Below are 16,637 nucleotides of genomic sequence, written 5' to 3'. Positions count from 1 at the left end.
GGATGTGTTTTCACAGGGGGAGTTTGATGAGCGCGATTTTTAAGGTGCTTGGCACGGCCGGGGTGCGTTTTGCGGGGGATGGCGAGCGGGTGGAATTTCCGTTTTCCTTTGTGGTTTTTGCAATCGATGATGTGGTGGTGCGGCTGGGGGAGGATGAGGTTGCGAGCGGGTTTCACATTGCCCTGAATGATGCCGATGATGCGCCGGGCGGGATGGTGCGGTTTGAAACGCCGCCACAAACCGGGGTGGCGGTTATAATCGCGCGGCGTTTGCGGTTGCGGCGGCTGAGTGCCTATGGCGGTACGGCAAGCCCGCGTGGTGATGGCATTGATCGGGATTTGGATTATCTGACCGCGGCCCTTGGTGATGTCGATCGGGCGATGTCGGGCAATGTGCGGCTTGACCCGGCAAATGCCGAGACGGCCAGTGCGGCTTTGCCAAAGATCGCGGCCGGGCGGGCGTTGATTTGGAATGATGCGGGCAACGGTTTTGCCAATGGCCCGGAGGCAGGCGAGATTGCCCGTGCCGGGCAACATGGTGTTTTGGCACTTGATGCCGCCAATCGATCCGAGGCGGCCGGAACGCGGGCCGAAACCGCGCTTGTCAGTTTTCATCAACAGATGGCCGGTGCGGTGCTTGACGTTGATTTGCGGGCGCAAAATGTCACCGCCTGGCAGGATGAACGCAAGATGCCAGTGATTGATGCGGCCACGGATCGGATCATGGATATTCGCGAGACGGGATCGTTGGTGCGGTTGTCAAATGGCGGGCGATTGAGCCTTCCGGGGGTGACAGGCGCACGCAATGGGGTGCGCTATCGCGTCGTCAATGGCGATGGCACGATGGTGGATATTGCGGCGGCCAGCGGCGATGACATTCTGTCGCTTGACGGGGCCGGGGCGCGGGCGATTTATCCGCTGCCGCTGCGCGGTGATTGTGTCGATCTGATTTGTGACGGGGGGCGGTGGTTTGCCGCGCCGATCCGTGAAAGCGGGCCGGTGGTGAAACTTTTGCGCACGGGCGTACAGGATATTCCCGCCGGGGGATTTTTCCTGGTGGAATGGGATCAGGTCGCCGAAGACAGCCATGGGCTTTATGACGCGGCGCTTCATGGGGTTAATAACCTGTCGCCGGGGTTTTACCATGTTGATGCCGGGCTGCATTTTGCCATCAATGCCGATCCGGTGGCGGCCAATATCTATGTTGAACGCTTGGGGGCGGGTGGTTGGAGCACGCATTTGCAGGCATCGGATATCGTTGGTGCCGGATCGGGGGCGTTTCAAAGCGTGCGGGTCAATGGCATCGCCCGGATCGGGGTTGGGACCGATAATGCCCTTCGGGTGCGGGTTAAACATTCGGACAGTGTCACCCGCCAGATCGGGGCGAGCAGTGTGATGAGCTGGTTTCATCTGCATCGGATTGGCGGCTGATCAGGGCAACTTGCATGCAGCCGATGGATGCCTGCCTGGCGCGGGGATGACGGAAGTGGCCGCATCATTTCCGATGTGAAAACCGGCCAATCATTTCATCATTTTATGAACGGAGAACGGCAGATGGGCATGCGATATGTGCCGCTGGAAAGCTGTCTGCGCGTGGCGCGCGGCAGTGCCAAGATCGTGCGACAGCAAAATGGGGTTCTGGGCGAAATCGGCAATGATGAAGCGGGCCATGATCATGATGATCTGGGCCGGGCAAGGGGGCTTTTGATTGAGGGGGCGGCAAGCAATCTGTTGCGCTATTCAACCGCGTTTTCCAATGTGCTTTGGGAAAAGGACGCAGGGGTAAGCGTTTCGGCATCCGGGCTTGCCGCCCCGGATGGCAGTGCGGGCGCGACGCAGCTTGATTTGCCCGGCGGGGCGGCGGGGCTTTATCAGCGGGTCGATAATCTGGTTGCCGGGGAAACGCATTGCTTTGCCGTCTGGGCGCGGGCGGTTTCGGGCACGGTTGATGTCACATTGGGCGGGATAAACGGGGCATCGGCCCATGCGGTGAGTTTGGATGAAAGCTGGCAACGGGTTGGCTTTGGCGAGGTGGCATCGGGCACCACGCGCTATCCGAAAATCAACACCAGTGTTTCGGGAATGGCGGCATCGATCCTGATCTGGAATGCGCAGCTTGAAACCGGGCCGGTATCGACCAGTGATATGATCAGTAATGGGGTTCCTGCCACGCGGGCGATTGACGATGTGCGGCTTGATCCGGGGGATTGGTTTCAGGCCGGACCGGGGACATTGGTTTTTGATCTGGAATTACCGCCCGCGTGGGACGGGATTTGGCGGATTGTGCAGCTTTATTCGACAAGCCTGAATGATGATCATCTTGATCTTGGCTATGACAGTGCCGCCGATCAATTGCGGGTGTCGCTTCGCAAAGGCGGCGTGCCGATTGTGACCCAGTCGCTGTATGGCACGTTAACCCCGGCAACCCGCCGGAAGATCGCGATAGCCTGGGATGATGACGCGGTGGCGGTGGCGCAAAACGGGGTGGTTTTAAAATCGCCGGGCGGGTTCGCGATGCCGCGCAATTTTACCCATATCGGGATTGGCAGTTATGCCGGGGAAAGCGGGGCGTTAAACGGGCATTTGCGCGGGGTGTCGTATTGGCCTGCACGGCTTTCGGATGATCGGTTGATCGCATTGACCGAGACGTAAACACAAATCGGGGGCCGGAAATGGAAGAACTGGTAACACTGCGCCGTGATCTTTTGCGTGATTTGCCGATGGATATTCGCCGTGCGCGTCGGGCCTATCGCCGGGTGGCGCGGGAAGTATCCCGGAACATGGATGCCAAAAGTTATGCGATGCATCAAGCCGCCTGCAAGGCGGGGTTGAGCCATCTTGAAGGCCTGATCAAACTGCTGCGCTGGGCGTGCGAGGGGCCGGGTGCGGATGGTGTTGATGGCGCGGCGGGGGGGGATGCTAAAAAGCGTGAGGATGCGGAGATTGAAAAGTTGATTGCGGAGGCGCGGGGGGCGTTGGCAGAGGTTTGACAGATGCTGACTTGGTTGAAAGTAACGCTATGCGTAGGGGGCGATGTCGTTCGTGTCGTTTGTCATGAGGTGCATCAGTTTCGGGTGAGCAAAAAGCTTTTCTTTTCCGGCGCTGATTTCGTTTAGAACGCCCGCATCGACCAGTTGCTTAAGATAAGTAGAGGCTGTTTGACGTTTTGCGATGTCGCGTTCCACCAGATTGGCAATACGGCAATAGGGCTGTTCAAAAATGACTTGTATCAGTTCATGACTGTAAATTTTCGGAAGCTTTGCCCGGACATGATCTGTCGTGTGGTCCATGAGCTGTCGGATGGCGGCAATTTTTTCGCATGTCCAGATGGAGGTTTGTTCAACCCCTTTAAGCATGAAGAGTAACCAGTCTTCCCATTGTCCGGTTCGGGTCACCTGATTAAGGAAGTGGTAGTAATCCTGTTTATTTTGAACGATATAGCGGCTGAGATATAGGATCGGCAGTGTCAGGAGTTGCTGTTCGATCAGATAAAGAACGTTCAGGATGCGACCTGTTCGCCCGTTTCCGTCCTGAAATGGGTGAACGGCTTCAAACTGGTAGTGGCTGATGGCCATTTTGATCAGCGGGTCAATATCGTCTTCGCTGTGTAGAAACCGTTCCCAGTTGGCGAGAAGATCGCGAATGACATTTTCGCCGACGGGCGGGGTGTAGACGGTCTCACCGGTTGTATGGTTGCCTATGATTGTGCCGGGAATTTTGCGGATTTCCATCTGGGTATTTTTCAGATGGCTGCAAATTTCGACGGCTGTGGTTGTGCATAACGGTTTGTCGTCCAGTTCTTTGAACCCCTGATAAAGTGCTGTGCGATAGCGAAGGGCTTCTTTTGTCGCAAGATCGGCACCAGAATCTTCTTGGGCAAACTGGAACAATTTGTCTGTGGTCGTGACGATATTTTCGATTTCCGAGCTGTCCTTGGCTTCAAGCAAAGGCAGCAGGTTGATCAGCAGGTTTTGATTGGGAAGCAATCTGCCAGCCTGTTTTAACTCGGCTAAAGCAGCGCGAGCCGGGGTGCAGGCTTTTAAAACGGATCGTGTTTCGACCCGTTCGGTTGTCGGAGGCAGTAGGGGAAGAGTGTTGTAAGGTTTGTCTGCCTGCCAGTTCATGTTTGGTTGTTCCCAAAAGATCGACACGATTTGTCTGAAAGTCAGCTTATGTCGATGGGATCGACATAAGCAAGTTATTGTGTCGAAATTATATGAAAAAATCGACACGTTAAGGCTCGGGTGTTGTTTCATGTCGATTGCATCGACACGTCCTGCCGACGTGTCGAACTTATATGGTTTTATCGACATGATGACCTGTATTTGCCATTTGGCGTAAAAGTGATATATTTATGCCAAATGGAGGTGCGAATATGGAATTCGCAATTGTTGAGCCGACCGGGGCCGTGCCGGGTGCCGCAACGATTACCGGGGATGAGGCAGCGGCATTGGCGCGTGCCACGGTCAATCTGTTTGGGGTTTGGGATTTAAGCGATCAGGAAGCGCGGGTTTTGCTGGGCGATATGCCCGCCCGGACATGGGCGCGGTGGAAGAAAAAGGATATCGGGCGGATTGATCGTGATTTGCGCACGCGTATGGCGATGCTGATCGGGATTCATAAAGGGCTGCGGTATCTGTTTCGCGAACCGGCGCGCGGTTATGCCTGGATCCGCAAGCCCAATGCGGCGTTTGGCGGGCAAAGTGCCCTGGACATCATGATGCGCGGCGAAATCATGGATATTGCCGATATTCGCAGTTATCTGGATGCGGAGCGTGGGGGGTGGTGAACCCGGCAGATCAGGGCGGGCGCGATATCCCGACCAAGCGGGTGACATGGCCTCATTGTGTGCGGATTATCCGGTCGATCTATCCACCGATTGATCTGTTTGAAGACATTGCCGATCCCGCCGACTGGGAAGCCTTGGCATCGGCCGAGGCCAAGATGAACCCGCGCATTCGTGACAGCATTGGCAATCTGGCCAAGGTGCCGGTGGATCGCCGGGTATCGGGGCCGGGGGCCAGTTATGTGATGGCACCGTTTGTTCATTGTTCGCCGTATCGGCCGGGCCGGTTTTCCGATGGCAGTTATGGGCTTTATTACGCGGGCAATAGCCGATCTGTGGCAATAGCCGAAACCGTGCATCATCACGCACGGACCATGCGGGCGACGAACGAGGATGCGGGCTGGACATCGCAGTTTCGCGAGTTGGTCGGGAAAATCGACCATGTGTTTGAGGATGTCAGCGGGATGGCCGACCTGCTTGATCCCGATGATTATGGGGCCTCGCAAAAATTTGGTGCGGCACGGCGGGCGGCGAGATCGGACGGGCTTTATTGGCCGAGCGTGCGGTTTGACGGCGGGCAATGTATGGCCGCGTTTTGGCCCGATGTGGTGCCGATCCCGGTGCAGGGAGATCATTTTTCCTATCACTGGAACGGGGAGGCGGTTGATTATGTCCGCAATCTTGCCAGTGGCGAGACTTGGCGGGTTGTTTGATGATGGCTGGTTTTGAAGCCGTGGCACGAAGGGCCGAATCCCCGCCGGGCGCGGGAATGACGGAAGTTTGATGACATTTTTCCTATTCGTTACGTCCGTACAGGCGGAACCCCATCGGGCGGCGGGATGGGGGCTGCACCGCGCAGGGTGAGCGATGCAGCCGGGCCGGTTTCAGGCTTTTTTCCGGGTGACGCGGGCGTGGGTATCGGCATGTTTGGCGAGGGCCGCGCAGGCATCTGCCCATGAGGGATCGCCGGGATAGAGGGCCGAGCGCAGATAGGCCAGCGTCATGCGTTGGGTGATGGCAAGGCGGTCGGGGTCTTCGTCGTCGGTTTCTTTGGCGTCATAACCGGCAATGCCGCCAAGCCCGTGTTTGCCGCCCTTGAGCGTGAGCAAGGCATCGGCACCGGGGCTGTGATGATAGGGGTCGGTGTGCCAATCTGCGCCGCGCGGGGTTAGATGCGGATTGTCATCGGCGTCGCCTGCCACCACCAGGGTTTGGGTCGTCAGATGAGCAAAATCGGGGTTCAGCACGGTATAGTTTTCACGGGCAAAGTTGCTGAGGCTGTCGCCGCCCTTGCCCGGTGCGGCAAGCAAAACACCCGCCGTAATGCGCGGTTCGATCATGGTGACATTTTGCGCGGTCGGGTCTTTGGTATCGGTCAGACGTGCGCCCAGTAACATGCCCGCCGTTTGCCCGCCCAGCGAATGACCGATCACCGCAATCCGGTTGCGGTCCAGCCGCCCGGCGAGGGCGGGGAATTGATCTTCGATCACGGCAAGCTGATCCAGAATGCGTTTCATATCTTGCACACGCGATTGCCAGAAAAACGGTGCGCCGGGGGCATCGGCGGGCAATCCGGCGACCTTGGCATTGGCATGGGTGGGCTGGATCACGACAAAGCCATGGGCGGCATAAAAATCCACCAGCGGGCCATAGCCATCCTTTGACGGGATATAAAGGGACGGACCATGACCGTGTGACAGCAAAATAATCGGCAGGTTATCGCCGATCACGGGGGCGGTAATGCGCAGTTCAAGCGGTTGGCCGCGATCCGGGACCGGTAAAATGACCGGGTTGATGGTCAGGGTCGGGCTGGGCGGGGGAACGGGAATATGGCGGGCGTGATTGATCAGATTGTTCATGGGGGATGCCTTGATTTTGCGTGGTGAAACCGGTGGGGTTGGCCTATATTGCGAAAGTGGAACATTGATCCGATATTAATCGGAACGTTGTTCCATTTACCCAAGTTATATACGGAACATTGATCCGTTTGACAAGGGCGTGGTTGATTTGTGAGACTTCGGCTGCTTTGGGGGAGCCGGTTAAGGAGGCGTTTTGCCTGAAGAATTGAATAAATTTCCCGGCGAAAGCACATCGCCAAAACCCCGGATGCGGGCCGATGCCAAGCGGAATGAGGATGCGGTGCTTGAGGCGGCGAAAGAGGTTTTTGCCACCCTTGGCGTGGATGCGCCGGTACGCGAAATCGCGGCCAAGGCTGGCGTTGGGGTTGGCACATTGTATCGCCGGTTTCCGACGCGATCCGACCTAGTGGCGGCGGTTTTCCGGCGCGAGGTTGATGCCTGTGCGGCAACAGCGGCAACTTTGTCGGCGGCGCATACGCCGGGTGATGCGCTTGTGCGCTGGTTGAACCGCTATACCGATTTTATCGCGGCCAAAAAGGGGCTGGCGGCGGCCCTGCATTCCGGTGATCCGGCGTTTGATGCGCTGCCTGATTATTTCCGGTCCAATTTTGAACCGGTTCTGGCCGGGCTTTTGGATGCGGCGGCCAAGGCGGGCGAAGTGCGCGGCGATATTGCGCCCTATGATTTGTTACGTGCGATTGCCAATCTTTCGGTTGCGGGGGTGGGGGATGCGGCCGGGGCGGCGCATACGCGCAGCATGGTTGACCTTTTGGTTGATGGGTTGCGGTTTGGGGCGGTGAAGGCACCGGGCCGGTAAGGTTCAGATTGGATATGAACCGGCATTTTGAACGGTGATGAAGCGGGCTTTGGCCCGTTTTTTTATGTCCAAACAGATATTTGAAATTGATCAGAACCGGCAGCGCTCAGGGACGCCGGAGGATGGCGTATGCGGGGTCGATGGCCGGTTTTGAGGTTGGGACGGGGTAACGCGGGGATGTTGGATGGCGCAGTATATTTATCGCAATCGCCCCAAACCGGCGGGGTTTGCCGAGTTTGTCTGGATTTGGGACCGGATGTTGGGGCTGGATCTTCCGGGGCATCATCGCGATATGGCGGGCTGGCTTGAGGATTGCTGGCAATCGGGCAAACGTGAATTGTTGCTGATGGCGTTTCGCAATTCGGGCAAATCGACATTGGTCGGGCTGTTTTGCGCCTGGTTGCTGTATCGCGATGCGGATTTGCGCATTCTGGTGCTGGCCGCCGATCTTGATCTGGCGAAAAAGATGGTGCGGAATGTAAAGCGCGTGATTGAACGCCATCCGTTGTTAGGCGCGCTTTTGCCCGAAAAACTGGTCGATTGGGGCACGGAACGTTTTACCGTGGCGCGGCAGGGGGTTTTGCGCGATCCATCGATGCAGGCGGCGGGCATTGGCGGCAATATCACCGGATCGCGGGCCGATGTGGTGATTTGTGATGATGTCGAGGTGCCCAAAAACAGCGATAGCGGCCATAAACGTGCCGAGCTGCGCGAAAAACTGGGCGAGATTGCCTATGTCCTGTCGCCCGGCGGGACGCAGATTTATGTTGGCACGCCGCATAGCTATTATTCGATCTATGCCGATGAGGTTCGCCCGGAAACCGGCGAGGCCGCGCCATTTTTGGCGACATTTTCGCGGTTCTGCCTGCCGATCCTGGATGATCAGGGCCGGTCAAACTGGCCGGAACGGTTTTCAGATGCCGAAATTGCCGGTATCCGGGCGCGCACGCCAGAGCGGAAATTTGCCAGCCAGATGATGCTGGAAATGGTCGCCCCCCGTGCCGGGATCCTCGACCCGGCCCGGATGATTCCCTATGACGATGCAGCGGTGATTGAGCGCGCCAATGGGGCGTTGCGCCTGATGATCGGGGATCGGCGGATGGTGGCATCGGCGTGCCATTTCGATCCGAGTTTTGGCGCGGCAAATGGCGACGGGGCGGCGATTGCCTGCGTTTATATTTGCGACCAGGGGGAATATTGGCTGCATGATATTGTCTGGTTGCGGTTTGACCCGGCCCGGTTAAGCGAAGCCGATGAAGCCAGCCAGCTTTGTGCGCAGGCGGCCGCGTTTATGAAGCATCATCATTTGCCGTCGGTGCGGGTTGAAACCAACGGGATCGGACGGTTTTTGCCCAGCATCCTGCGCGCAGCGCTTAAAAAAACCGGCTGGGCAGCCAGCGTGATTGAACATCACGAAACGCGCAATAAATCGGATCGGATCGAAGATGCGATTGGCGGGGTTCTGGCCGCCGGGCTTTTACATGCAAGGCGCGATATTTGGGAAACGCGGTTTGTGCGTGAAATGCGTGAATGGCATCCGGTTGGCGGTTTATCGGGCGGGGGATCGGGTGGCGGGGGCGGCGGCAAAGCCGACAACCATGATGACGGGCTGGATGCCGTGGCCGGGTGCCTTGCTAACGAGCCGGTGCGGCTTCCGCGGGTTGAAAAGGCGGCTTTGTTTGAAGATTGGCGGGGGCAAAATGGGGGATTTTCCGCCGATAGCCGCTTTTCGCCCTAGGGTCAGGACCTGGGCTCTGACCCTGGGGTGCTGTGATCACAACGGTTGGTTTGGCGCGTCAGAAAGAGGATGAAAAACGCATATGCGGCAAATTTTCTGGGTCCGATGAAATTATATGCTTGAATAATAATATTTCGATCTCTATATACCTATGTATAGTTGCTGAGATGGTTGGGCACAAGACGATTACCGCTAGGCGGTGTTGGTCAATTTGGCAGGACAGGTCATACGACAAGACATCCGATAACGGGTGCGCCTGTCCTCCTTTTTCCTCAAAGGAGGACCTGACCATGTGGAAAATTCCGAGCCTGATCGTATTGGTTTTCTCGGTAATTATGTTTGCCAGTGCGGCCAAGGCCGCACCGCCGGTTTGCGGAGATCGTGCCAAGGTGATTGATCGCCTGAGCGCGAAATATTCCGAAGAACCGGTTGCCATTGGCATCACCGCCAATGGCGGTGTGATTGAGGTGCTTAAGGCACCAGATGGCGCGACCTGGACCATATTATTTACCTATCCTTCCGGCCCCTGTTGCCTTGTGGCATCGGGCGAGGCCTGGCAGGATTTGGAAGCAAAGTTGAAGGGCCCGCAGGCCTGATTTGATGCGCATCGTTTCGCGACGGTGGTGATCATTGCAGGTGCCTGAGTGTCCGACTGTGACCCCTTTTTAATAAAGCGGGGGCCCTTCAAACTGACACCGGCCAAGCCGGTTATGTTTGAGACGACGGCTGATCTGGCAACAGATGAGTAACCTCCTGACCTGACCCGCAGCCTTTTAGGCTTGCGGGTCTTTTTTTGGGCGATTGCCTGTGGGGGAACAGCCCGAGCCCAAACCCGTTTGGTCCGCATTTTTGATGCGGGCCTTTTTCATGACCGAACGGCAGGAGGATGTGATGAGCCAACCGGTCGATTTGATCTGGTGGATTACCGCGGTTGAAATTCCGGCGGTGGCCAGCCTTTTTTGGCTGATCTGGCGGATGCGGGGCGAACTTTTAACCCGGATCGACGCCCAACGCAGCAGCCATAATCACGATATGGCCGACCTTCGGGACGGGTTGGCGGATTTCAAACTTGATGTCGCACGCAATTATGTCTCGATCCCGTATCTCAAAGACATTGAAAAACGCCTGACAGCGCATTTGATCCGGATCGAGGCCAAGCTTGATCACAGTGCGACAGCCCCGTAATTCACAAAAGGAGCCGATAGATGACGGATGTTTTGAGTGCGGAAACCATAGTCACCGACCCGCATGACTTGCCGGTGATAGATATCCTTGCGCGCACGCTTTATGGCGAGGCACGCGGCGAAGCGCTTGCCGGGATCGAGGCGGTGGCCTGTGTGATCCTGAATCGGGTGGCGTTTGCCAAGGCACGCGGGCGGTATTGGTGGGGCAATACAATGGCCGAAGTTTGCCTGAAACCGGGGCAGTTTTCGTGCTGGAATGCCAAGGACCCGAACCGGGGAAAACTTTTGAAACTCAGCCCGCGCGATCCGGCTTATCGATTGTGCAAGCGCGTGGCACGCCGGGCGATGGCGGGCGATATCGCCGATCAGACCGAGGGGGCGACCCATTATCATACCCCGGCGGTTGATCCGTATTGGGCACGCGGCCATGTGCCGGTTGCCGAGATTGGCGGGCATTTGTTTTACAAGAATATCGGTTGAGTCAAACAGGGGAGGCATCACATGATAGCCGCATTATTGGCCCAGATCGGTCTGCCGCTTTTGATGAAGGCGGTGGGTTCGGGGCTTGATCATATCGACAATCCGATTGCTAAAACAGCAGCTGAGGGCCTTAAACAAATGGGGGAGGCCGTGACCAAGGGCGACGTCACCCCGGCCCAAATCGCCGAAGCCAATCGTCATACCGAACGCATGGCGGAACTGGAATTAACCCGCGATGCCAAAGTGCTGGCAACGGTCAATCGCACCATCCGCGCCGAGGTGCAAAGCGAGGACGCGTTTGTCCGGCGCTGGCGACCAAGCTTTGGCTATGCGGTGGCGCTGACCTGGATCATGACCATGGGATCAATCGCGGCGGCGATCATCCTGACGCCATTACAGGCCCCGGCGATTATTGCGGCCCTTGTCAATACCAGCCCGATTTGGGGCATTGCGCTGGGCGTGCTTGGCGTGAGTGTGGTGAAGCGAAGTGCGGATAAGAAGCTGGGATAATCGGGCATGGGGGGCATGTGGTGGCATGGACCCCCGCCTTCGCGGGGGTGACGGGTGGGGATGGTGATTGATAGCCTGCATGTGCGCACTATTTTGATCTTGTCACAAGAGTTTCGTTTGTTGCGTATGTTTCGAATATTGCGTTTATGGCTGGATGGTCTTATACATATAGGCGTGCTCTCATTCTTTTTGAAAAGGAGAGGGAGTGCCGGGAAAAGGGAAACGGAGTTCGCAAGATGTCAGCATTGAGAAAAGACGATTTTGGCGAGCGATTGCCGACACAGGTTGAAAGCGCGACAGCCGATCAACTGCGTCAGATTATTGCGTCTCAGGCCAAGGAAGGCGAAGATACTCAACTGACTGTGACACTGCCCGAAGGCAAGCCGCAGACAATTGCGCTGACACCGGCGTTAACGGCAAGCCTGATGGATTTGTTGCGTTTGGTATCTGGCCGACAAGGGTTTCAGATGATCCCGCTGACCGCAGAACTGACCACCCAGCAGGCGGCAGATTTGTTAAATGTGTCGCGGCCCTATCTGATCAAACTTTTGGAAGCGGGCAAGATTAAATTCATCACGGTTGGTCGCCATCGTCGGATCAAGGCCGAGGATTTGTTTGCCTATAAGCAGGCCCGCGATACGACACGTGATCAGGCGTTGTCCGATCTTGCAAAATCGGATGCCGATCTTGTTCTGAAAGGATACTAGGCGCGCATGACATATCGGTCAGATCATTTCACAGCTTTGCTTGATGCCTGTGTTCTGGCCGGTGTGCTTAAACGCAACTTGCTGCTTAGCCTTGCCGAGGCGGAGCTGTTTCGCCCGCGATGGAGTGCGCTGATCCTTGACGAGATGGAGCGCGCAATCGCCAAAATATCAAAGGGCGAAGCCGATACGGCCAAACAGCGAGACCAGATGGTGACGGCCTTTGAAGAAGCCTGTGTCAGCGGTTTTGAGGTTTATATTCCGTCTGTTGATCTGCCCGATCCCAATGATCGTCATGTTGTGGCGGCGGCCATCTGTACCCATGCCCAGGTTGTCGTGACGGATAACTTAAAGGATTTCCCCGAGGCAGAGCTTGGAAAATTCGGGATGGAGGCCAAATCAACCGATGACTTCATTGCCGATACCATAACCCTTCATGAGCATACGGCTTTTGCTGCTTTAAAGAGGATGCGGGCGCGGTTTCAAAATCCTGCCCTATCGACAGAGGCGATTATTAATGTCGCCGAAAGTCAGGGGTTGCTGAATACGGCCCTGCTTATGAAGCAGTATGAGGGGTATTGGTGAGGTTTCGTGCGAGGGGATAAATCTATTCCCTTTTATTATTACTTGAATTGAAGCGCAGTAGCTTCTTCAGGGTGTGATAAAAAATAAACTACTTTGAAGTTTTTGTAATCAACTGTAAGTGAGGAATGATCGGATAATCTGATCTTTCCACTATTGGATGTGCGGTTGGCCACAATTAGCAAGCGGATGTCGTCTCCTGCATTATCTTGATATTGCTGAAATTTCTCATTCTTTTTGTTTATTGCTGATTGTATTTGATATTCTGGATGTTGAAGAACAAAACCTGCGCGATCATTGACTACGTACCATCGTGATTTATACTCATTTGTGATTTGAATTTTCCCTCCATGCTTGAGCTCAATTGTATTGCTAAATCCGATTTCTTTTTGCGTAATTTTTTCAGCGATTAATGCCCTGAGTATGTCGCATATCTCCGTGCGTGTGATGTTTCCCGTTTGCTGATTTGCTGAGGATCTAAGTAGCCTTAGGTGAAGCTTTACGCTTTCTTTTGCCTCAAATGTGGTGCGTATTTTGTTCAACTGCTCTTGGCGATAATGCTCATTGCCTTTAAGTTTTGCTCCACCGGATTTAGTAATATTTCCTGTGAAAATTTCTGTCACTTCCAGTCCAAACGTAGAGTTATTTTCGGTAATTATAAAATCTGGAGCCTCTTGCTGTTTTGCTATGTTCCAAGAAAAGCCAAGTAATTCGGCTGTCTTATGCACATATCGGCACTCTTCGAGTTTTTGCTGTTTTTTCATCATGATGTTTTCCATGTCAGCATGAGGATAAAAATGGGACTGATCTATTTTTCAGTCAGCCAATCGTTTCAGGTAACCAATAATCCTGTCGTCCATGGCGGACGTGAAGGATTGAGACCTGATCACCTTTGATACAGTAAAACACGCGCCATGGCGTTCCCGGCCCATAGAGCAACTGTCGAATTTCAATGTCGAAAGTGGCACTTTCCGGGGCGATTGCATGGGCGAAGGGGAGTGTTTGCAGGCCCATTACGGCATCTTGCATGCCATCGCGCCATTTGGTGGCATAGACCGGGTTTTCGCTATAGAGCCAGTCATAGGCAGCGGTGATATCCGCCGCCGCCTTGGGCGATATGACGACCCGGTATTGTTTCATTTATGCCGGGTGGTCAGGTCGTTAAAGAAGCTTTCTGCATTCTGCCCTTGGCCATCGGCAATCTGGTTTAGTCCGGTGCGGATGCCATCGGTTGTGGCGTTATATTCCAGACGGTTTTGCATATCCTGCCAAGCCTTGGCATCCATCACCACCAGCGATGCCTTGCCATTAACCGTCAGGATCGCGGGTTCCTGCGTTTCGCGCAGGCGTTTGGTGAAGGCCGCCGTGTCGCGCTTAAACTCGGTCAGCGGGCGAATATCCTTGGTGATATCCATATTCACACCTTTAAAGCATTTGATTAAGTGCGAATTTATCACGGATTTGGACGTGGTGGAAGATGCCCATCGCAAAGCGGGCAACGCCAGAGCGAAATCCTAGCGCAGGAAGATATAAATCAGGATGCAGGCAAGGGTGAGGCCCGCGAGGCCATAGGCCGCGATTTGGGGCAGGTATCTTTTGTTTGGGATTTTGAGATACGCGCTTAGGTCATCTTCAAGGATGTTCGGGCCCCGCAGAATGACGCGGGGTTTTTCGACTTCATCATTGGAGGCCCAACGATGGCGGTTTTCCGGAAGGTCAACTGTGGGGCGGGTCGCAGGGGTTTCGGTCTTGCGCATTTTAGCATTCATGTTTGCATTTTCACATCTTTATCATTTTGAGCGGTGCGGGCATTTTTCCCCGGATTCTTTTCGATGCAGGAAAAGTATCGCCAAGGATGATTCCGCTATATTGATAGTTCAGGCTACTCTTTAATTCAAGTTATACTATACGTATGTATGTTTTTCGAGAGCAAAAATTGTCGGGGCAAGCCGGGGTGGGCTGTTTTCGGGGAGGGCTTGTTGGGGTGGCCTTGCTGAAATGCGTAGAAATGCCTATTTTCCCCGTATGACAACGACATCACATACTCACACCACGATTTATCGCGTATTGGGATCGGACGAATGGGCGGAAGCCCTGTCGACCGGCCAGTATGCGGGCGCGCCGCATGATATTGCGGATGGCTTTATCCATTTTTCGACGATTGATACGCTGGCGGCGACCTTGGCCCTGCATTATGCCAAGCGTGGCGGACTGCGCCTGTTGCATGTGCCGGTCGAAAGTGTTGCCGACAAGCTGAAATGGGAACCGGCCCGTGGGGGCACGCTGTTCCCGCATCTTTATGATGTGCTGTCGGTTGAACATGTCGCGCGGGTTGATGATTTGGCGCTTGATGATGACGAGGTTCATATCCTGCCGGAAGATATGCGCTAGCGGGGGATGAGCCGCGGCCATGCATGGCATGGTGGCTGGATTGGGTTGGATCAGGTCGGGTCGGTTAACCTTTGGCCTTGATCAGCCGATCCGGCGATAGACGCGCCCGCCGCCTTTTTTCTGGCCGGTGTCCTCTATTCCCGGGAAATATCCGGCGCGCACCGCGTTAAGGAATTCCCGACCCAACCGGACTTTATCGCCGATATAAAGCCGGTCCCAATCGGGGCCAAAGATTTCGCGGAAATGAAATTCGCCCGGATCATGGGATGCCATCCGGTTTTGCAGGCGGGTGATTTCATGTGTGTCCATTGTGGCCTCCGACCTTTTCGATCTTTGCCCATTTGAACATTTTGCCCCCTTGAGTGCCATGATGGGGATCAAAAAAAGGACGGCACCGCAATGGTGCCGTCCTTTGGATTGATTGGCTTGTGGGCCGGGTTTTGAAGGTTAGACCAATTCGCCAAGGCTTGCCGGGTCAAAGCCTTTAAGCTCTGCCATACGGTTATCGCGGATTTTGGCGACCCAATCGGGATCAGTCAGAAGCACACGACCAATGGCGATCAGATCAAATTCGCCTTTTTCCATGCGGTTGATCAGTTGATCAAGTTCGGCCTGTTTGGAACCCTGACCGCCAAAGGCGGTAAAGAAATCGCTTGAAAGACCGACAGAGCCAACTGAAATGGTCGCTGCCCCGGTGAGTTTTTTGGCCCAACCGGCAAAGTTAAGACCATTTTCGCCATCAAGTTCGGGGAATTCCGGTTCCCAGAAACGACGTTGCGAGCAATGGAGGATATCAGCACCGGCTTCGACCAGCGGGGCCAGCCATGATGTCATTTCATCGGGGGTTGGGGCCAGACGGGCGGTCAAATCCTGTTGTTTCCATTGGCTAAGCCGCAAGATAATCGGGAAATCCGGGCCAACGGCAGCACGGGTGGCCGCCACGACTTCACGGGCAAAGGTCGATCGTTCGGCAATGGTTTTGCCGCCATAACGATCATCGCGCAAATTGGTGCCCGACCAGAAAAATTCATCAATCAGATAGCCATGCGCGCCGTGGATTTCGACGGTATCAAAGCCAAGGTCCTTGGCCGATTTGGCGGCAGAGGCAAAGGCGGCAATGGTATCGGCGATGTCTTCGTCGCTCATGGCGACGCCGCGCGGGGTATCTGGTGCCAAAAGACCCGACGGGCTTTCGACCGGGGCATCAGGCACCCAGGCATTTTGCATGCTTTTGGTCGAACCGGTATGCCAGATTTGCGGGGCCATTTTACCGCCCGCCGCGTGGACTTTGTTAATCACCTCGGCCCAGCCTTTAAGGGCGGCATCGCCGTGAAAGACGGGAATGTCCTTTTCATTGCGTGATGCCGGGCGATCTACCACCGTGCCCTCGGACAGGATCAACCCAACCCCGCCTTCGGCGCGTTTGCGGTAATAGGCCGCGTTGGCCGGGCCGGGAATGCCATCGGGTGCCATGACGCGGGTCATCGGGGCCATAACAATGCGATTGGGCAGATCAAGGGTTTTCAGCTTGAAGGGCTGAAACAGGATATCGGTCGAGGTCATATCGGGGTGTCTCCGAAAAAGGAA

At 55.4% G+C, this 16,637-nt stretch carries 22 protein-coding genes; 14 read left to right on the top strand and 8 right to left on the bottom strand.

Annotated features, from left to right (window positions below):
* Positions 1-26 precede the first annotated feature (26 nt).
* From TALK_RS12970 to TALK_RS12960, 3 genes are read left to right on the top strand one after another with little or no spacing between them, the layout of a single operon-like run.
* Entirely contained in the window at positions 27-1,430 is a 1,404-nt protein-coding gene (locus TALK_RS12970) for a hypothetical protein (protein ID WP_085619521.1), read from the top strand.
* A gap of 27 nt (positions 1,431-1,457) precedes the next feature.
* On the top strand, positions 1,458-2,651 hold the full coding sequence (locus TALK_RS12965) for a phage head spike fiber domain-containing protein (RefSeq protein WP_245829883.1): 1,194 nt from the start codon (positions 1,458-1,460) through the stop codon (positions 2,649-2,651).
* 20 nt (positions 2,652-2,671) lie between these two features.
* Positions 2,672-2,989, top strand: a complete 318-nt coding sequence (locus TALK_RS12960) for a hypothetical protein (RefSeq protein ID WP_085619519.1) — start codon at positions 2,672-2,674, stop codon at positions 2,987-2,989.
* Between the two features lie 27 nt (positions 2,990-3,016).
* Here TALK_RS12960 and fic read toward each other — a convergent pair whose 3' ends face one another.
* Positions 3,017-4,312 carry a protein adenylyltransferase Fic gene (gene fic, locus TALK_RS12955; protein WP_211274815.1) on the bottom strand — a complete coding sequence of 432 codons (1,296 nt, stop codon included), beginning with the start codon at positions 4,310-4,312 and terminating at the stop codon, positions 3,017-3,019.
* A 62-nt stretch (positions 4,313-4,374) separates the two neighbouring features.
* Here fic and TALK_RS12950 point away from each other — a divergent pair, with 62 nt between their 5' ends.
* Together TALK_RS12950 and TALK_RS12945 are read left to right on the top strand one after the other, a co-directional pair.
* Entirely contained in the window at positions 4,375-4,788 is a 414-nt protein-coding gene (locus tag TALK_RS12950; protein ID WP_085619515.1) for an MbcA/ParS/Xre antitoxin family protein, read from the top strand.
* A complete protein-coding gene (locus TALK_RS12945; protein WP_245829881.1) occupies positions 4,782-5,498 on the top strand; it encodes an RES family NAD+ phosphorylase in 717 nt (238 codons plus the stop codon). Before TALK_RS12950 ends, TALK_RS12945 begins: the two co-directional genes overlap by 7 nt.
* A gap of 171 nt (positions 5,499-5,669) precedes the next feature.
* On the opposite strand, the gene TALK_RS12940 is transcribed toward TALK_RS12945, so the two are convergent.
* Positions 5,670-6,644 (bottom strand): alpha/beta hydrolase family protein, encoded by a 975-nt coding sequence (locus TALK_RS12940; RefSeq protein WP_085619513.1) that lies wholly within the window; start codon positions 6,642-6,644, stop codon positions 5,670-5,672.
* A 193-nt stretch (positions 6,645-6,837) separates the two neighbouring features.
* Between TALK_RS12940 and TALK_RS12935 the strand changes: the two genes are divergently transcribed.
* From TALK_RS12935 to TALK_RS12900, 8 genes are all read left to right on the top strand, one after another.
* Entirely contained in the window at positions 6,838-7,461 is a 624-nt protein-coding gene (locus tag TALK_RS12935) for a TetR/AcrR family transcriptional regulator (protein ID WP_245829879.1), read from the top strand.
* Between the two features lie 184 nt (positions 7,462-7,645).
* Positions 7,646-9,199: a phage terminase large subunit gene (terL, locus tag TALK_RS12930; RefSeq protein ID WP_085619511.1), complete on the top strand. Its 1,554-nt coding sequence runs from the start codon at positions 7,646-7,648 to the stop codon at positions 9,197-9,199.
* A 290-nt stretch (positions 9,200-9,489) separates the two neighbouring features.
* Positions 9,490-9,795: a hypothetical protein gene (locus TALK_RS12925; RefSeq protein WP_085619509.1), complete on the top strand. Its 306-nt coding sequence runs from the start codon at positions 9,490-9,492 to the stop codon at positions 9,793-9,795.
* Between the two features lie 271 nt (positions 9,796-10,066).
* Positions 10,067-10,384: a hypothetical protein gene (locus TALK_RS12920; RefSeq protein ID WP_169715027.1), complete on the top strand. Its 318-nt coding sequence runs from the start codon at positions 10,067-10,069 to the stop codon at positions 10,382-10,384.
* Positions 10,385-10,404: 20 nt separating this feature from the next.
* A complete protein-coding gene (locus tag TALK_RS12915; protein ID WP_085619508.1) occupies positions 10,405-10,863 on the top strand; it encodes a cell wall hydrolase in 459 nt (152 codons plus the stop codon).
* 21 nt (positions 10,864-10,884) lie between these two features.
* A complete protein-coding gene (locus TALK_RS12910) occupies positions 10,885-11,373 on the top strand; it encodes a 3TM-type holin (RefSeq protein WP_085619506.1) in 489 nt (162 codons plus the stop codon).
* Between the two features lie 236 nt (positions 11,374-11,609).
* Complete coding sequence (locus tag TALK_RS12905; RefSeq protein ID WP_085619504.1) at positions 11,610-12,080, top strand: helix-turn-helix domain-containing protein; 471 nt, start codon at positions 11,610-11,612, stop codon at positions 12,078-12,080.
* A 6-nt stretch (positions 12,081-12,086) separates the two neighbouring features.
* Complete coding sequence (locus TALK_RS12900) at positions 12,087-12,662, top strand: PIN domain-containing protein (RefSeq protein WP_085619502.1); 576 nt, start codon at positions 12,087-12,089, stop codon at positions 12,660-12,662.
* Between the two features lie 38 nt (positions 12,663-12,700).
* Here the strand turns inward: TALK_RS12900 and TALK_RS12895 are convergent, their stop codons facing one another.
* From TALK_RS12895 to TALK_RS12880, 4 genes are all read right to left on the bottom strand, one after another.
* Entirely contained in the window at positions 12,701-13,426 is a 726-nt protein-coding gene (locus TALK_RS12895; protein WP_085619500.1) for a hypothetical protein, read from the bottom strand.
* A 52-nt stretch (positions 13,427-13,478) separates the two neighbouring features.
* The gene (locus TALK_RS12890) at positions 13,479-13,799 is read right to left on the bottom strand and encodes a type II toxin-antitoxin system RelE/ParE family toxin (RefSeq protein ID WP_085619498.1); all 321 of its coding nucleotides are present in this window, start codon (positions 13,797-13,799) and stop codon (positions 13,479-13,481) included.
* The gene (locus TALK_RS12885) at positions 13,796-14,074 is read right to left on the bottom strand and encodes a type II toxin-antitoxin system Phd/YefM family antitoxin (RefSeq protein WP_085619496.1); all 279 of its coding nucleotides are present in this window, start codon (positions 14,072-14,074) and stop codon (positions 13,796-13,798) included. Before TALK_RS12885 ends, TALK_RS12890 begins: the two co-directional genes overlap by 4 nt.
* A gap of 99 nt (positions 14,075-14,173) precedes the next feature.
* Complete coding sequence (locus TALK_RS12880) at positions 14,174-14,416, bottom strand: hypothetical protein (protein WP_085619494.1); 243 nt, start codon at positions 14,414-14,416, stop codon at positions 14,174-14,176.
* A 241-nt stretch (positions 14,417-14,657) separates the two neighbouring features.
* Here TALK_RS12880 and TALK_RS12875 point away from each other — a divergent pair, with 241 nt between their 5' ends.
* Complete coding sequence (locus TALK_RS12875; protein WP_245829877.1) at positions 14,658-15,050, top strand: DUF952 domain-containing protein; 393 nt, start codon at positions 14,658-14,660, stop codon at positions 15,048-15,050.
* Between the two features lie 81 nt (positions 15,051-15,131).
* On the opposite strand, the gene TALK_RS12870 is transcribed toward TALK_RS12875, so the two are convergent.
* Together TALK_RS12870 and TALK_RS12865 are read right to left on the bottom strand one after the other, a co-directional pair.
* Entirely contained in the window at positions 15,132-15,359 is a 228-nt protein-coding gene (locus tag TALK_RS12870) for a DUF1413 domain-containing protein (RefSeq protein WP_085619492.1), read from the bottom strand.
* Between the two features lie 138 nt (positions 15,360-15,497).
* On the bottom strand, positions 15,498-16,613 hold the full coding sequence (locus TALK_RS12865) for an NADH:flavin oxidoreductase (protein WP_085619490.1): 1,116 nt from the start codon (positions 16,611-16,613) through the stop codon (positions 15,498-15,500).
* Positions 16,614-16,637 lie beyond the last annotated feature (24 nt).

Source organism: Thalassospira alkalitolerans, assembly GCF_002115745.1.
GTDB lineage: Bacteria > Pseudomonadota > Alphaproteobacteria > Rhodospirillales > Thalassospiraceae > Thalassospira > Thalassospira alkalitolerans.
This window is presented reverse-complemented; position numbering and strand designations above follow the sequence as displayed.

Coding starts and splice junctions, on each gene's coding strand:
- TALK_RS12870 (WP_085619492.1), bottom strand. CDS start 15,359: ATGGACACACATGAAATCACCCGCCTGCAAAACCGGATGGCATCCCAT.
- TALK_RS12900 (WP_085619502.1), top strand. CDS start 12,087: ATGACATATCGGTCAGATCATTTCACAGCTTTGCTTGATGCCTGTGTT.
- TALK_RS12960 (WP_085619519.1), top strand. CDS start 2,672: ATGGAAGAACTGGTAACACTGCGCCGTGATCTTTTGCGTGATTTGCCG.
- TALK_RS12875 (WP_245829877.1), top strand. CDS start 14,658: ATGCGTAGAAATGCCTATTTTCCCCGTATGACAACGACATCACATACT.
- fic (WP_211274815.1), bottom strand. CDS start 4,312: ATGTCGATAAAACCATATAAGTTCGACACGTCGGCAGGACGTGTCGAT.
- TALK_RS12970 (WP_085619521.1), top strand. CDS start 27: ATGAGCGCGATTTTTAAGGTGCTTGGCACGGCCGGGGTGCGTTTTGCG.
- TALK_RS12895 (WP_085619500.1), bottom strand. CDS start 13,426: ATGATGAAAAAACAGCAAAAACTCGAAGAGTGCCGATATGTGCATAAG.
- TALK_RS12910 (WP_085619506.1), top strand. CDS start 10,885: ATGATAGCCGCATTATTGGCCCAGATCGGTCTGCCGCTTTTGATGAAG.
- TALK_RS12885 (WP_085619496.1), bottom strand. CDS start 14,074: ATGGATATCACCAAGGATATTCGCCCGCTGACCGAGTTTAAGCGCGAC.
- TALK_RS12925 (WP_085619509.1), top strand. CDS start 9,490: ATGTGGAAAATTCCGAGCCTGATCGTATTGGTTTTCTCGGTAATTATG.
- TALK_RS12880 (WP_085619494.1), bottom strand. CDS start 14,416: ATGCGCAAGACCGAAACCCCTGCGACCCGCCCCACAGTTGACCTTCCG.
- TALK_RS12940 (WP_085619513.1), bottom strand. CDS start 6,644: ATGAACAATCTGATCAATCACGCCCGCCATATTCCCGTTCCCCCGCCC.
- TALK_RS12950 (WP_085619515.1), top strand. CDS start 4,375: ATGGAATTCGCAATTGTTGAGCCGACCGGGGCCGTGCCGGGTGCCGCA.
- TALK_RS12890 (WP_085619498.1), bottom strand. CDS start 13,799: ATGAAACAATACCGGGTCGTCATATCGCCCAAGGCGGCGGCGGATATC.
- TALK_RS12865 (WP_085619490.1), bottom strand. CDS start 16,613: ATGACCTCGACCGATATCCTGTTTCAGCCCTTCAAGCTGAAAACCCTT.
- terL (WP_085619511.1), top strand. CDS start 7,646: ATGGCGCAGTATATTTATCGCAATCGCCCCAAACCGGCGGGGTTTGCC.
- TALK_RS12905 (WP_085619504.1), top strand. CDS start 11,610: ATGTCAGCATTGAGAAAAGACGATTTTGGCGAGCGATTGCCGACACAG.
- TALK_RS12915 (WP_085619508.1), top strand. CDS start 10,405: ATGACGGATGTTTTGAGTGCGGAAACCATAGTCACCGACCCGCATGAC.
- TALK_RS12965 (WP_245829883.1), top strand. CDS start 1,458: ATGCCTGCCTGGCGCGGGGATGACGGAAGTGGCCGCATCATTTCCGAT.
- TALK_RS12920 (WP_169715027.1), top strand. CDS start 10,067: ATGACCGAACGGCAGGAGGATGTGATGAGCCAACCGGTCGATTTGATC.